Raw genomic sequence first — 14970 nt, forward strand, 5'->3', positions numbered from 1 at the left:
TGTGGACTCCAGGTGCGACGGCCGGATCACCCTCCGACCCCGCACCGACATCGCCGCCACGGGTGCCTGATGCCCGCAGCAACTGCCCGCCAACAGCGCCGGGCACCACCGGCAGGGGTGCCGGGACTCGAGACACACACGACGGCGACCGCTCCCGGACAGCGGCGCCCGCGGGGCCAAAGGCTGTCCCCTCCCGACGCTCCATCATGGGGGAAGGATCCTTATCTGATGACTGCTTTGACGCCAGGAACGCCGACCGAGGCCGCACCACGGGCCACGACGCCCGACACGGGCGACGACGCGGGGGCCGTCACCTCGCCCTTCACCCGGTTCGCCGCGCTGCCGGAGGCCTCGGGACTGTACGACCCCGAGAACGAGAAGGACGCCTGCGGCCTCGCGGTCATCGCGACCCTGCGCGGCGAGCCCGGGCATGACATCGTCGACGCGGCGCTCACCGCGCTGCGCAACCTCGAGCACCGCGGTGCCGTCGGGGCGGACGAGGGCACCGGCGACGGCGCCGGCCTGCTGACGCAGATCCCCGACGAGTTCTTCCGCGCCGTCGTCGACTTCCGGCTGCCGCCCGCCGGCTCCTACGTCGTCGGCACCGCCTTCCTCCCGACCGAGGCCAAGGAACAGGCGACCGCGCGTGCGGGCCTCGAATCGCTCGCCGAGGCCGAGGGGCTCGACGTGCTCGGCTGGCGGGTCGTGCCCGTGGTCGCCGACCTCGTCGGCGCGATGGCCCGGGCGTGCATGCCGCACTTCGTGCAGCTGTTCCTCGCACCCCTGGACGGCGACGCGTCGGACCTGGACGCGAAGGCCTTCCGGGTGCGGAAGCGTGCGCAGAACAAGTACGGCGTGTACTTCCCGTCGCTGTCCTCCAAGACCATCGTCTACAAGGGCATGCTGACCACCGCGCAGCTCGAGCCCTTCTACCCGGACCTCTCCGACGAGCGCTTCAAGACCTGCCTCGGGATCGTCCACTCGCGGTTCTCCACCAACACCTTCCCGTCGTGGCCGCTCGCCCAGCCGTTCCGCACCATCGCCCACAACGGCGAGATCAACACCGTGAAGGGCAACCGCAACTGGATGCGCGCGCGGCAGTCGCAGCTGTCCAACCCGCTGCTGGGGGACGCGCCGGAAGAGCTCTACCCCATCTGCACGCCCGGCGCCTCCGACTCGGCGACCTTCGACGAGGTGGCCGAACTCCTGACCCTCTCGGGCCGCCCCATCACGCACTCGATCATGATGATGATCCCCGAGGCGTGGGAGAACCACGCCACCATGGATCCCGCACGCCGTGCCTTCTACCAGTACCACTCCATGCTCATGGAGCCGTGGGACGGCCCCGCCGCCGTGTCCTTCACGGACGGCCGCCTCGTGGGCGCCGTCCTCGACCGCAACGGCCTGCGCCCCGCCCGCTACTGGGTGACCGAGGACGGCCTCGTCATCCTCGCCTCCGAGGTGGGCGTGCTCGACGTCGAACCGTCCCGCGTGGTCCGCAAGGGCCGCGTCTCGCCGGGCAAGATGTTCCTCGTCGACACCGAGGCCGGCCGACTCATCGAGGACCAGGAGATCAAGGCGGAGATCGCCGCCGCGAACCCGTGGGGCGAGTGGGTCAAGGAGAACCTGATCCAGCTCGAGGACCTCCCCGAGCGCGAGCACGTCATCCACACCAAGGCGTCCATCAGCCGGCGCCAGCGCACCTTCGGCTACACGCAGGAGGAACTGCGGATCCTGCTCGGCCCCATGGCGAAGACCGGCGCGGAGCCGCTCGGCGCCATGGGCTCGGACACGCCCATAGCGGTGCTGTCCAAGCGCCCGCGCCTGCTCTTCGACTACTTCGTGCAGTCCTTCGCGCAGGTCACGAACCCGCCGCTGGACTCCATCCGCGAGGAACTCGTCACCTCCATGGGCGTCACGATCGGCCCCGACGGCAACCTGCTGTCCACCGGCCGCGTCCGCTCCCGGCAGATCGCCCTGAAGTTCCCGGTCATCACCAACGACGAGCTGGCGAAGATCGCCAACCTCGAGACCGACGACGGCGACCGCCTGACCGTCCGCGTCCGCGGACTGTACCGGCACGACGGCGGCGAGGCTGCCCTCCGCGCACGGCTCGCCGAGATCTGCGAGCAGGTCTCCAGCGCGCTCAACCGCGGCGTCGAGTACGTGGTCCTCTCCGACCGCGACTCGAACGCGCAGTGGGCCCCCATCCCGTCCCTGCTCCTGACCAGCGCCGTCCATCACCACCTCCTCCGGAGCGCCACCCGCACCAAGACGTCCCTCGTGGTCGAGGCGGGCGACGTCCGCGAGGTCCACCACGTCGCGGTGCTGATCGGGTACGGCGCCTCCGCGGTCAACCCGTACCTGGCGATGGAGAGCTGCGAGGAACTGGTCCGCAACGGCGACATCACCGGCGTCAGCGCGGAGGCCGCCGTCGCGCACCTCATCAAGGGCCTCGGCAAGGGCGTCCTGAAGATCATGTCCAAGATGGGCATCTCCACCGTCAGCTCCTACTGCGGGGCCCAGACGTTCGAGGCGCTCGGACTCTCGCAGGAGCTCGTGGACGAGTACTTCCACGGCACCCAGACCCAGCTCGGCGGCATCGGCCTCGACGTGGTCGCTGCCGAGACCGCGGCCCGGCACGACAGCGCGTACCCCGAGGACGGCATCGAGGACCCGCACCGCGGCCTCGACAACGGCGGCGAGTACCAGTGGCGCCGCGAGGGCCCGCCGCACCTGTTCAACCCGGAGACGGTCTTCCGGCTCCAGCACGCCACGCGGGAGCGCCGCTACGACATCTTCAAGGCCTACACCCGCGGCGTCGACGACCAGTCGAAGGACCTCATGACGCTGCGCGGGCTGCTCCGGCTCCGCGGTGACGCCCGCGCACCGATCAGCATCGACGAGGTGGAGCCCGTCTCATCCATCGTCAAGCGGTTCTCGACCGGCGCCATGAGCTACGGCTCCATCTCGCAGGAGGCGCACGAGACGCTCGCCATCGCGATGAACCGCCTCGGCGCCAAGTCCAACACGGGCGAGGGCGGCGAGGACGTCGAACGCCTGCTGGACCCGGAGCGCCGCTCCGCCATCAAGCAGGTGGCCTCCGGCCGCTTCGGCGTCACGAGCCTCTACCTGACCAACGCGGACGACATCCAGATCAAGATGGCGCAGGGAGCCAAGCCCGGCGAGGGCGGGCAGCTCATGAGCCAGAAGGTCTACCCGTGGATCGCCCGCACGCGGCACTCCACGCCCGGCGTGGCCCTGATCTCCCCGCCGCCGCACCACGACATCTACTCGATCGAGGACCTCGCCCAGCTCATCTACGACCTCAAGCGGTCCAACCCGAGCGCCCGCATCCACGTGAAGCTCGTCTCCGAGGTCGGCATCGGCACGGTCGCGGCGGGCGTCACGAAGGCGAAGGCCGACGTCGTCCTGGTGTCCGGACACGACGGCGGCACCGGCGCCAGCCCGCTCAACTCGCTCAAGCACGCCGGCATCCCCTGGGAGCTCGGACTGGCCGAGACGCAGCAGACGCTGATGCTCAACGGCCTCCGCGACCGCGTGGTGGTCCAGGTGGACGGGCAGCTCAAGACGGGGCGCGACGTCGTCATCGCGGCCCTGCTGGGCGGCGAGGAGTTCGGGTTCGCCACGGCCCCGCTCGTGGTCTCCGGCTGCATCATGATGCGCGTGTGCCACCTGGACACCTGCCCCGTCGGCGTCGCGACGCAGAACCCCGAGCTCCGCAGCCGCTACACCGGCAAGCCGGAGTTCGTCGTGAACTTCTTCGAGTTCATCGCCGAGGAGGTCCGCGAGCTCCTCGCCGAGCTCGGCTTCCGGACCCTCGAGGAGGCCATCGGCCACAGCGAGCTGCTCGACGCCCGGGAGGCGATCGAGCACTGGAAGGCCGACGGACTGGACCTCGACCCGATCCTGCGCGGCAACGAGTTCGGTCCGGGGGAGCCGCTGCGGAACATGTTCAAGCAGAACCACGACCTGGACCAGCACTTCGACAACAAGCTCATCGAGATGAGCGCCGACGCGCTGCAGCACCGGGCTCCCGTGCGGATCTCGGTCGACGTCGTCAACACGGACCGTTCGGTGGGCACCATGCTGGGCCACGAGGTCACCCGCACCTTCGGCCTGGACACCCTCCCCACCAACACCATCGACGTCACGCTCACGGGGCAGGCCGGGCAGTCGCTCGGCGCCTTCCTGCCCGCCGGCATCACGCTGCGGCTCCTCGGCGACTCCAACGACTACGTGGGCAAGGGGCTGTCCGGCGGGCGCATCATCGTGCGGCCGGACCGCGCCAACGTGTTCCGCGCCGACCACAACGTCATCGCCGGCAACGTGATCGGCTACGGTGCCACCAGCGGCGAGATGTTCCTGCGCGGGCAGGTGGGGGAGCGCTTCCTCGTCCGGAACTCCGGGGCCACCGCCGTCGCCGAGGGTATCGGCGACCACGGCTGCGAGTACATGACCGGCGGCCAGGCGCTGATCCTCGGCCGGACCGGCCGGAACTTCGGTGCCGGCATGTCCGGAGGGACGGCCTTCGTGCTGGACCTCGAGCGGGCCAGGGTCAACCGGCAGAGCCTCGAGAACGGTGAGTTGCTGCTCGTCGACCTCGATGCCGAGGACGTCGAGATCGTCCGGCAACTGCTGATCCGGCACGTCGAGGAGACCGAGTCCAACCTCGCCGAGAGCCTCCTCGACTCCTTCGAGGACACCATCGCACGATTCACCAAGGTCCTGCCGCGCGACTACGCCGCGGTGCTGGACGCCCGTGCCACCGCCGTCGAACAGGGCCTCGACCCCGACGGTGAAGAGGCATGGACCAAGATCCTGGAGGTAACCGGTGGCTGACCCACGCGGATTTCTGAAGGTGCGCGAGCGCCAGACCCAGCCACGCCGGCCGGTCCCCGTCCGCATCATGGACTGGAAGGAAGTGTACGAGGCGCAGGAGAAGGGCGTCCTGAAGGCGCAGGCGGGCCGCTGCATGGACTGCGGCATCCCGTTCTGCCACCAGGGCTGCCCGCTCGGCAACCTCATTCCCGAGTGGAACGACCTCACGTTCCGGGAGAAGGGCCGCGAGGCGATCGAGCGCCTGCACGCGACGAACAACTTCCCCGAGTTCACGGGCAGGCTCTGCCCCGCGCCCTGCGAGTCGTCGTGCGTGCTCGGCATCAACCAGGACCCGGTCACGATCAAGCAGGTCGAGGTCTCCATCGCCGACCAGGCGTTCGAGGAGGGCTGGGTGGAACCGCACCCCCCGGAGCGCCTGACCGGGCGCACGATCGCCGTCGTCGGGTCCGGACCCGCAGGCCTCGCCGCCGCGCAGCAACTCACCCGCGCCGGGCACACCGTGGCGGTGTACGAGCGTGACGACCGCATCGGCGGCCTGCTGCGCTACGGCATCCCCGACTTCAAGATGGAGAAGATCCACCTGGAGCGGCGCCTGGACCAGATGAAGGCCGAAGGCACCCGCTTCCGCACCGGTGTCGCCGTCGGCAAGGACATCAGCTGGGGTCAGCTCAAGCGGCGCTACGACGCCGTCATCGTCGCCACCGGCGCCACCGTGCCGCGCGACCTGACCATCCCGGGGCGGGACCTCGCCGGTGTGCACTTCGCGATGGACTACCTCGTGCAGGCCAATCGCGTGGTCGCCGGAGAGCACGTCGAGGAGCAGATCCACGCCGAGGGCAAGCATGTCGTCATCCTCGGCGGCGGTGACACCGGGGCGGACTGCCTCGGCACCGCGCACCGTCAGAAGGCCGCGTCCGTCACGACCCTCGCCATCGGCCAGCAGCCGTCCACCGAGCGGCGCCCTGACCAGCCGTGGCCCACGTTCCCCACGCTCTTCGACATCGCCAGCGCCCACGAGGAGGGCGGTGAGCGCCGCTTCCTGGCCTCCACCGTCGAGTTCGTCGGTGCGAACGGCGTGCTGCGCGGCATCAAGGTCGCCGAGACCGAGTTCGTCGACGGCCGCCGGGTCCCGAAGGCAGGCTCGGAGCGTGAGATCCCCGCGGACCTCGTGTTCCTCTCCCTCGGCTTCACGGGCGCCGAGCCGGCCGGGATCACCGAGCAGGTCGAGGCGGAGTTCGACGACCGCGGGAACGTGGCGCGCGATGGCTACTACATGACCAACACTCCCGGCGTCTTCTCGGCGGGTGACGCCGGCCGCGGCCAGTCCCTGATCGTCTGGGCCATCGCCGAGGGTCGCGCCTGCGCCGCCGCGGTGGACCAGTGGCTCATGGGATCCACCCGGCTGCCCGCGCCCGTCGCGCCGAGCGACCGTTCCATCGCCGTCCTCTGACCGGCTCCAGCACTTATCCCCCGACCAACACGACTAGGCTAGGTTTCATGAGACGCGCAAAAATCGTTGCAACATTCGGCCCCGCAATCGCCAGCTATGAGAACACCCTCGCTGTGCTCGAGGCGGGCGTCGACGTGGCCCGGATGAACATGAGCCACGGCGACTACGCCGTGCACCTCAGCACCTACGAGAACGTCCGCCGTGCCTCGGCGGAACTCGGCAAGCCCGTCGGCATCTTCGCCGACCTGCAGGGACCGAAGATCCGCCTCGGCCGCTTCGTCGACGGCCCCCACGCGCTGGCCCCCGGCGACGTCTTCACCATCACCGTCGAGGACATCGAAGGCACCCAGGAGATCTGCTCCACGACGTTCAAGGGGCTGCCCCACGACGTCAACGTCGGGGACCTGCTCCTCATCGACGACGGCAAGGTCACCCTCCGCGCCACCGCGGTGGACGACGTGAAGGTCACCACCGAGGTCGTCGTGGGCGGCATGGTCTCGAACAACAAGGGCATCAACCTGCCCGGCGTGGCCGTCAACGTGCCGGCCCTCAGCGAGAAGGACGAGGACGATCTCCGCTGGGCCATCCAGACCGGCGTCGACATGGTCGCCCTGTCCTTCGTCCGCGACGCCGGCGACGTCAAGCGTGTCCACGAGATCATGGACGAGGAGGGCCGCCGCGTCCCCGTCATCGCGAAGATCGAGAAGCCCCAGGCCGTCGACGCCCTCGAGGAGATCATCGACGCCTTCGACGCCATCATGGTGGCCCGCGGAGACCTCGGTGTGGAACTGCCCCTGCAGGACGTCCCGATCGTGCAGAAGCGCGCCGTGGAGCTCGCCCGCCGCTGGGCCAAGCCCGTCATCGTGGCCACGCAGGTCCTCGAATCCATGATCGACAACCCGCGCCCCACCCGCGCCGAGGCCTCCGACTGCGCCAACGCCGTGCTCGACGGCGCGGACGCCGTGATGCTCTCGGGCGAGACCAGCGTGGGCAAGTACCCGATCGAGACGGTCCGCACCATGGCCGACATCATCGAGTCCACGGAGCGCCACGGCCTCGAGCGGGTCCCGCCGCTCGGCAGCAAGCCGAAGACCCGCGGCGGTGCCATCACCCGCGCCGCCGTCGAGATCTCCGACCAGCTCGACGCCAAGTACATCTGCACCTTCACCCAGTCCGGGGACTCGGCCCGCCGCCTCTCCCGCCTGCGCCCCAGGAAGCCGGTGTTCGCCTTCACCCCGGTGCAGTCGACGCTGAACGCCATGTCCCTGATCTGGGGCGTCCAGCCCCGGCTCGTCGAGTTCGTGGAGCACACGGACCAGATGACGGCCCAGGTGGACCGCGTCCTCTTCGAGCAGGGCCTCGTCGAGGTGGACGACCTCGTGGTGATCGCCGCCGGGTCCCCTCCCGGACAGGCCGGCTCCACCAACTCGATCAAGGTGCACCGCGTCGGCGACATCACGGATGCCGGGCAGCTCCCGGAGGACCACACGTCCTACATCAAGGAAGGCGTGGGCCCCTGGCCCGTCAAGAAGAAGTAGCCCGACCCGCAGGACAGACGACAGGACCCCCTCCCGATCCGGAAGGGGGTCCTGTCGTCTGTCCTGCGGTCAGTTGACCTGGTTGATGATCGTCTCGGCGACCTCGCGCATGCTCAGGCGGCGGTCCATGGAGGTCTTCTGGATCCAGCGGAAGGCCTCGGGTTCGGTGAGCCCCATCTTCGTGGTCAGGAGGCTCTTGGCACGCTCGACGAGCTTACGGGTGGCGAACTGCTCCTGCAGGTCGGTCACCTCCGCCTCGAGCGCCTTGATCTCCTCGTGGCGTGACATGGCGATCTCGATGGCCGGGATGAGGTCGGCCGGGGTGAAGGGCTTGACCACGTAGGCCATGGCGCCGGCGTCCCGCGCCCGCTCGATGAGCTCCTTCTGGCTGAACGCGGTGAGCAGGACCACGGGCGCGATGCGCGCCTTGACGATCTGCTCCGCGGCCGTGATGCCGTCCATGACGGGCATTTTCACGTCCATGAGCACGAGGTCCGGCTTGTGCTCATGGGCGAGGGCGACGGCCTTCTCGCCGTTGTCGGCCTCGGCCACGACCTCGTAGCCCTCCCCGCGCAGGATCTCGATGATGTCGAGCCGGATGAGCGTCTCGTCCTCGGCCACGATGACCCGGCGTGCGGGCCCGGCGGGCGTGGATTCGGTGGGTTCAGACACTGTTGCTCCTTGATGATGACGGCGTGCGGGGGGTACGGGGAGGATGTGCGCCCGTTCCCGGAACCAGCCTATCGGCATGTAGAGTGGATTCGCGCACCGGCCGTCCAGGAAGTCATCCCTCCCGGAGGCCGCGGCAGGTACGGCCCGAATGGCGGAATTGGCAGACGCGCTGCACTCAAAATGCAGTATCGAGAGGTGTGTGGGTTCGAGTCCCACTTCGGGCACCGTGTTCAGGGTGGATCGGCTCTTCTCTCATCGCAGGCCGGGGTCTAGTATGGACGCGCACCGCCAGACGGTGTCGGGATGGCCCTGCTGGGAAGCACCGTCGAAAGTGAAGATCGCACCTGGATGCGGCGGGGACGAGACAAGTCGGGCGAGAATGCCCGCGAGCACCCCCGAATTGATTCTGGTCCGCGCACATCTGCTCTGGGCATAAACGGGCGGCCTCGCCGGACGACCGCCCGAGGCGTGCCGATCACGGCACACACCCAGCCCCATTACCGGGCCCGGCATGCGTGGAAGAAATCCATCATGAAGAAATCTTTTAGTTGGCGTCTGTTCGTTCTCGTGGCAGGAGCCCTGCTCGGCCTCATTGCGAGTATGGGCCTCGCCGCACCAGCCGTTGCGTCACCGGTCCAGGTCGCAGCCTCCGGGAACTACCACGACAATGACGAGAAACTGACCCTCAAGGCGAAAGGCGAGGGCAAATATGTCAGTTTGAAGGTTGTCGGCAAGAATTACGATGGCAATTGGATCGACGTGGAGGTCTACCAAATCAAGCGCCACTACAACCTTCGGCAGATTGACGATCGCGATGTGCGCGCGAAGGGCGGCTCCTTCGAGTACAAGATCAACCACGTCGAGTGCGGCGAGTCCTACGTGGCCCGCAGCGACAGCAACAACAAGAAGGAAAGCCGGAATTGGAGCAACAAGATCACGATCAAGTGCGATAGGAATGGCCACTACCACTACTGACGCGCGCTCCACGTGACGGACCCGCGAAGGCGGGCCCGGAAGGAGGAGTTCATCTGCCCTGATGGGCATCCTCGACCCGGCAGGGAACCGGCCGTACACCGTGCAGGCCGTTCCCTGCCGGGTCACGCCGTTTGTTGGGCCAGGCCGTAGATCCCGGCCACCGTAGCGGCTCAGCGCCGCCAGTCAGCGCGACGGCTCGACCACCCAGACCAGGTCGGTCACCGGACCATCGTTGCGGACCTCGAAGGACTGGTCGGCGGTGCCGCGCTCCTGCGCTCGGGCCCCGATCGGGTTCTGCGAGCGCATGGGCCCGGTACGGAGTCCTTCTCCGTCGAGAGTGACCTCATAGTTGCGCATCCTGAGCTGCTCCTCTTCGTGGCAACACTCGACGCAGACGAATGCAAGTTGTCCAACTACCTCCAGCACACAGTCTTTTACGATCAGGCGCGCCCGCTTGCGCAGTGGACGAATCACGACGGCTTCGTAGCAGATTAACCATGTCGGACAGGGTATGGACACTGTCCGCACCCTCTCCGTTTGGAGGCGCTGCTAGCCGCACCTCCTGACGGCTGACTCCCGACTTTCCGAGAACGCCCCTTTCGCACCGATGCTCTTGTCCGGTTCGAGTCCCACTTCGGGCACCATATCGGCGCAGGCAGACCTCCCTTTGCGGTGTCATACGTGACAAGGGCTACAACTGTAGACAGCGGCGCAGCATTTTCCTACGGCCGGCATCCGAGATCGCACGGAAAGTCGCTCGCTCGAACGCTGTACAGCGCGCCTTGCCTGCTCGCCGGTGTTTCTCATGGCGCCGGTGCCCCCCGCCGCCCGCCGACACGACAGACGTGAGCATCCGTGATGCGAAGCACTCTGGAAGGTTGGGCCCGCCCGAGAAGAGCATCTTCCTCACGCCGCTTGGAACGGGCCTCGGCCCTGGAGAACGTCAGGCGACGACGGTAACGCAACGGTAACGCGGTCGGTGGTGTACTCGAGAGGACGAAGCATGCGTGCCACGCGGTTTCCATCGCAACCCCGACTTTCGGATCATGCGAAGGAGGTGTGCCATGCGCCACTGTTGGAGCTCTGTATTCGGGTTGTCCGAATTCACCGCCGCGGGGTTCGAGCATCCGTGCCCTGTGCCGAATGAAATCCAGCCGCTCCAGCGGCTACAACACAGCGTGACGCCGGTAGACAGCCCCCTTCTGCCTTTTGGAATCGGGTTGGGTGAGGGTGCAGGAGAGGAGAATCTAATGAAATCGAAAAGGACTACGTGCGGCGGGATCGGCACTGCCGTCAATCCGATTGCAGGAAGGTCAATCAAGACAAGCCATGAGCACTACGAGAGGGGCGCTCTCGACCTTCGGCTTCTCGGGGGCTTCCGGCTACGACATGGTGAGACGACAATAGGTTTAACCCCTCGGGTTGAGCATTTGCTTGCCTATCTCGCGTTGCGCCACGACCTGAGCCGAGCGGCAGTTTCTGCACAGCTGTGGCCGGACCTCGACGAGGTTCAGGCGCGGGGGTGCTTGCGCTCGACTTTATGGAGGCTGCCGAGGCCAGGCGGGCGCCCGTTGGTGGCGACGGCCGGTGACAGCCTATACCTGTCCACCTTCGTGAAGGTGGACATCAGCCGTATACGTGATCGGCTGGATCAGTGGTTGTCGGGCCCGCCACCGGTAAAGGCTGGTCCACTTACTTTGGATCTGTTACCAACCTGGTGCGACGATTGGCTGGTGGTCGACCGCGAGCGTCAGCGTCAGGTCCGACTCCACGCCTTGGAACGCATGTCTGCCTGGTACCTGAGCGTAGAGAGGTTCGACAGCGCGATCGAGGCGGCATTGCAGGCGATCGCCGGGGATCCGCTGCGGGAAAGCGCGCATCGTTGTCTTATACGTGCGCATCTGGCAGAAGGAAATGTGAGTGAAGCCCGTCGGCAGGTGGACAGCTACGAGGCACTCCTAGCCGACGCAGGAATTCCGACACAACTCTCGGCGCGCATGGACGAACTGATGCTGACCAGTCCGAGCTCGGGCAGTACCCGTTGAGGCCGTCAGTGCCATCCCAGCAGGTGCCATACCTCCCAGCGTGTCCGACGGAGCGGATTCATGCGCGGGAAGGCTGCGCGTATCCTTCCCGGAACCTTCGGTCGCTTCCCTCTTGCGCGGGTACGGTACGAGTCGAGTCAGCTGTGAGTCGACACCTGGCGCCCCAGCCCGTGACGCCCAGGTGACGGTGACGTGACGCGGACGCGGGAGACTTTGTCTACCGCTCCGTCTCCGATCAGGAGGAGATAGGCACTTCGCAAGCAGGGCACTCACGTGGTCGGGTCGGTCCGACCAGAGGATGGAGGTTGCAAATGATCCCGAATGATTACCACGCCCTTTATGACCGCGGAGTACAGGTAGCGCGCAGCGCGGCGCGATTGTCCCCGGAGACCACCACCGCCGGGCGGGACTTGTTATCCGCTGACGTACCGGATCTGGTCATCGAGGAGGATGAAACCACAGGGCTCCCCAATAGGATCTTCAGCCGACAGCCCAGCAGTCGGTTGTCCGCGCCGGGTCCTTCGGACCCGGCGGAGGCTGTACGTCAGTTCATCCATGAGAGACGTGCCGTCTGGAACCTCGAAGAAGAGGATGCAACGAGTGTGCAGGTGCGTGCGGTCAGTCATACCGGTCTCAAGACAGCGCAGTTGTACCAGAGTGTCGACGGAGTTGAAGTCTTCGATTCTGATGTGACCGTTGCACTCGACGACGGGAACGGCGTGATCTCGTTGTCCGGACAGTTCTTCCCGGGCGCGGGCGCCGCTGCCGGCGAGACCCGCACAGTGCGGGCGCAGAGCCCGGAAGACGCGATCGCTCGGGCGGCGTTCGACTTGACCCGGGTCGTCTATCAGTCCTCCGATTTCATGGTCGCGCCAACACAGCCCGACGGTGATCAGTACCGGTCCTATGCGTTCAAGGCTGGTGAAGAGGATCGGCGACCCCGATTCGACCGGCCGATCAGGTTGAAGCAGGTCATGTTTCCACTGGGTAATCACCAGTTCGCCTCAGGTCACTACCTTGAGCTGTGGATCGTCGGATTTCCGGCATTCAGTTACGTCATCGACTCGGTGGAGACTCCATTCGTCCTGTTCCGCAAGAACCTGTCAAGTGAGAGTGCCCCATTCACTTATCGCGTGCACAACACCGGAGACGCGCTGTTCCGGCCCCATGATGGACCGGCCCCCGGGTCCCCCCACCCCACGGGCATACCTGACGGCTTTCAGGCACCGCCGGTCGCGGAACGCCTGGTCACAATCGAAAGCCTGCCAGGTCGAGACCCATGGCTACCGCCAGGTGCAACGACGACCGAAGGGAACAATTGCATTGCTCACGCCGACTTACAGGCGCCGCAGGGGCTGGGCGGCGGCGATGTGTTGGGGAGAATCTCCGATACCGACACCTTCGACTACACCTACGACCACACCAGGGACGCCAGCGAGGCGACGAATCTTCAGAACAGCCTCGTGGGCATGTTCTTTCATGTCAACTGGCTCCACGACCGGTGGTACGAGGCGGGCTTCGACGAGGGGGCAGGGAACGCCCAAGCTGACAACTTCGGCCGCGGCGGGTTGGGAGGTGATCCGGTTCTGGCTGAAGGCAACGATTTCAGTGGCACAGATAACGCGAACATGTCGACGCCTGCCGATGGGGCCAGTCCTCGGATGCAGATGTTCGAGTTTCTCGGTCCGCAACCCGATCGACGAACCCGTACCAGCAACCACGAAGCGCTGATCACCTTCCACGAGATGGGCCACTACATCACAAACCGCTTGGTGGGCAATGCGAATGGTCTAACCAACCAGCAAGGCCGCGCAATGGGCGAGGGCTGGGGCGATTTCTTCGCTATCTGTATGACGTCCCAATCCGCCGACAACTTTGTCAGCGGCGTCTTCCCGGTCGGCGGCTGGACCGACCTCACTCCGACCTTCGATGACAACTACTATTTCTCGATCCGGCGCTATCCCTACAGCGCGGACACCTCGAAGAACCCGTTGACCTTCCGCCACATCAGTGCTGGACAATTGCTGCCCATTGGTCCGCCGATAAATCCCAATGCCGGCGGTTCGAACAGCGCCGTGCACAACGCAGGAGAAATTTGGTGCGCAGCACTATGGGAGGTCTTTGTGAACCTGGTGGCAAAGCACGGGCATGAGGAAGCCGAGCGGCGGATCTTATTGGATGTGGTCGGCGGCCTCAAGTTGACGCCCTCACGACCGACTTTCCTCCACGCTCGCGACGGAATCATTTCGGCGACGACCGTCCTCCACCCCGATGACTTGCCTGAAGTCTGGTCCGGCTTCGGCAAACGTGGAATGGGAGCTGGGGCAGTTGCGCCAGCACAGAACTCCACCGACCTGACTGGTGTCGTCGAAAGTTTCACGGTACCGGTCCCCTAGTGGGCAGCACTACGCGTTGTCCAACAACCCGATGACGAGGATAGCCATGGATGTACCAGTGCCCCCTTCAGGTTGTCGCCGAAGGCGAAGCGGGCGGCCGATCCCCGTATTGCTGCCACGGTTGAAGGTCAGCTCGCCGCGTATTGCCGATAGGACGGCGGCCGTGCTGGCTGACGAGGTATCGGTCGATATGTATCGGAAGACCCTCGAGGACCTCACCGTGCATTCGACTCGGCATTCGTTCTCGTCGGCGTACCTTGACGCGGCACGAATGGCCGCCGACCAGTTTGCCTCGCTCGGATATGTCGTCAGCGAGGAGCCTGTTGCCTTCGGTGGGCGCGAGACACTCAACATAGTGGCCGACAAGCCCGGTACAGCCCTCGAAGACGAGCGACGGCTGGTTTATGTCGTGGCGCATCTGGACTCGATCAATGAGGCCGGGGGAGTCGACGCACCAGCACCAGGGGCAGACGATAACGCCTCGGGTGCTGCGGGGGTTCTGGAGATCGCCCGCGTGCTGTCCGGCGCCCTCATGCGGAACGACCTACGCCTGGTCATGTTCGGCGGCGAGGAACAGGGGCTCCACGGGAGTCGCATGCACGTGGCTGCTCTGACTGACTCTGAGCGGTCGAGGATAACCATGGTCGTCAACATGGACATGATCGGTCGGCGCAACACCGTCGCGCCCTCAGTTCTGCTGGAGGGAGCGACGGTTTCCCAGCCCGTGATCGACGTGCTGGCACAAGCCGCTCATGACACGTCGAATCTGGAGGTGTTCATTTCGCTTGATCCCTTCGCTTCCGACCACGTGCCCTTCATCGACGCCAATCTTCCTGCTGTGTTGACCATCGAGGGCGAGGATCAATTGAACATCGATGAGCACACACCTAGAGACACTCTCGCGGAACTGGATACCCCGGTGGCCATCAGCATCCTCCGGATGAACACCGCTGCAGTCGCAGCCATGCTCGGTGCGTCCGCTGAACGGTCCGATGACGACTCGAAGCCGGGCCGGGACAGGAAATGACTCC

General features: G+C 66.2%; 9 protein-coding genes and 1 tRNA gene. 8 read left to right on the top strand and 2 right to left on the bottom strand.

Features of this window, described 5'->3' with window-relative positions:
- Positions 1–228: 228 nt before the first annotated feature.
- The 3 genes from gltB to pyk are packed head-to-tail and all read left to right on the top strand — an operon-like array spanning position 229 to position 7851.
- Positions 229–4863 (top strand): glutamate synthase large subunit, encoded by a 4635-nt coding sequence (gene gltB / locus MWM45_RS07655; RefSeq protein ID WP_247828937.1) that lies wholly within the window; start codon positions 229–231, stop codon positions 4861–4863.
- Complete coding sequence (locus MWM45_RS07660; RefSeq protein WP_247828938.1) at positions 4856–6313, top strand: glutamate synthase subunit beta; 1458 nt, start codon at positions 4856–4858, stop codon at positions 6311–6313. The genes gltB and MWM45_RS07660 overlap by 8 nt, the downstream gene beginning before the upstream one ends.
- A 47-nt stretch (positions 6314–6360) precedes the next feature.
- Positions 6361–7851, top strand: a complete 1491-nt coding sequence (gene pyk, locus MWM45_RS07665; protein WP_043445120.1) for a pyruvate kinase — start codon at positions 6361–6363, stop codon at positions 7849–7851.
- Between the two features lie 69 nt (positions 7852–7920).
- On the opposite strand, the gene MWM45_RS07670 is transcribed toward pyk, so the two are convergent.
- Positions 7921–8523 carry an ANTAR domain-containing response regulator gene (locus MWM45_RS07670; RefSeq protein WP_104164638.1) on the bottom strand — a complete coding sequence of 201 codons (603 nt, stop codon included), beginning with the start codon at positions 8521–8523 and terminating at the stop codon, positions 7921–7923.
- Positions 8524–8665: 142 nt separating this feature from the next.
- Here MWM45_RS07670 and MWM45_RS07675 point away from each other — a divergent pair.
- A tRNA-Leu gene (locus tag MWM45_RS07675) sits at positions 8666–8747 on the top strand.
- 79 nt (positions 8748–8826) lie between these two features.
- Positions 8827–9498, top strand: coding sequence for a hypothetical protein (locus MWM45_RS07680; protein WP_247828939.1), 672 nt, complete (start codon positions 8827–8829; stop codon positions 9496–9498).
- A 183-nt stretch (positions 9499–9681) separates the two neighbouring features.
- Here the strand turns inward: MWM45_RS07680 and MWM45_RS07685 are convergent, their stop codons facing one another.
- Positions 9682–9855, bottom strand: coding sequence for a hypothetical protein (locus MWM45_RS07685; RefSeq protein ID WP_247828940.1), 174 nt, complete (start codon positions 9853–9855; stop codon positions 9682–9684).
- Between the two features lie 1256 nt (positions 9856–11111).
- Between MWM45_RS07685 and MWM45_RS07690 the strand changes: the two genes are divergently transcribed.
- The 3 genes from MWM45_RS07690 to MWM45_RS07700 all read left to right on the top strand — a co-directional run bounded on the left by MWM45_RS07690 (position 11112) and on the right by MWM45_RS07700 (position 14966).
- Entirely contained in the window at positions 11112–11543 is a 432-nt protein-coding gene (locus MWM45_RS07690; protein WP_247828941.1) for an AfsR/SARP family transcriptional regulator, read from the top strand.
- A gap of 311 nt (positions 11544–11854) precedes the next feature.
- On the top strand, positions 11855–13939 hold the full coding sequence (locus MWM45_RS07695) for a M36 family metallopeptidase (RefSeq protein ID WP_247828942.1): 2085 nt from the start codon (positions 11855–11857) through the stop codon (positions 13937–13939).
- Between the two features lie 163 nt (positions 13940–14102).
- Positions 14103–14966, top strand: a complete 864-nt coding sequence (locus tag MWM45_RS07700) for a M28 family metallopeptidase (protein WP_247828943.1) — start codon at positions 14103–14105, stop codon at positions 14964–14966.
- Positions 14967–14970 lie beyond the last annotated feature (4 nt).

The sequence above is a fragment of the Arthrobacter antioxidans genome (assembly GCF_023100725.1).
Lineage (GTDB): Bacteria > Actinomycetota > Actinomycetes > Actinomycetales > Micrococcaceae > Arthrobacter_D > Arthrobacter_D antioxidans.

What these genes read in the sequence shown, in the direction of transcription:
- MWM45_RS07685 (WP_247828940.1), bottom strand. Translation starts at nt 9,855, where the DNA reads ATGCGCAACTATGAGGTCACTCTCGACGGAGAAGGACTCCGTACCGGG.
- gltB (WP_247828937.1), top strand. Translation starts at nt 229, where the DNA reads ATGACTGCTTTGACGCCAGGAACGCCGACCGAGGCCGCACCACGGGCC.
- MWM45_RS07695 (WP_247828942.1), top strand. Translation starts at nt 11,855, where the DNA reads ATGATCCCGAATGATTACCACGCCCTTTATGACCGCGGAGTACAGGTA.
- pyk (WP_043445120.1), top strand. Translation starts at nt 6,361, where the DNA reads ATGAGACGCGCAAAAATCGTTGCAACATTCGGCCCCGCAATCGCCAGC.
- MWM45_RS07680 (WP_247828939.1), top strand. Translation starts at nt 8,827, where the DNA reads ATGGCCCTGCTGGGAAGCACCGTCGAAAGTGAAGATCGCACCTGGATG.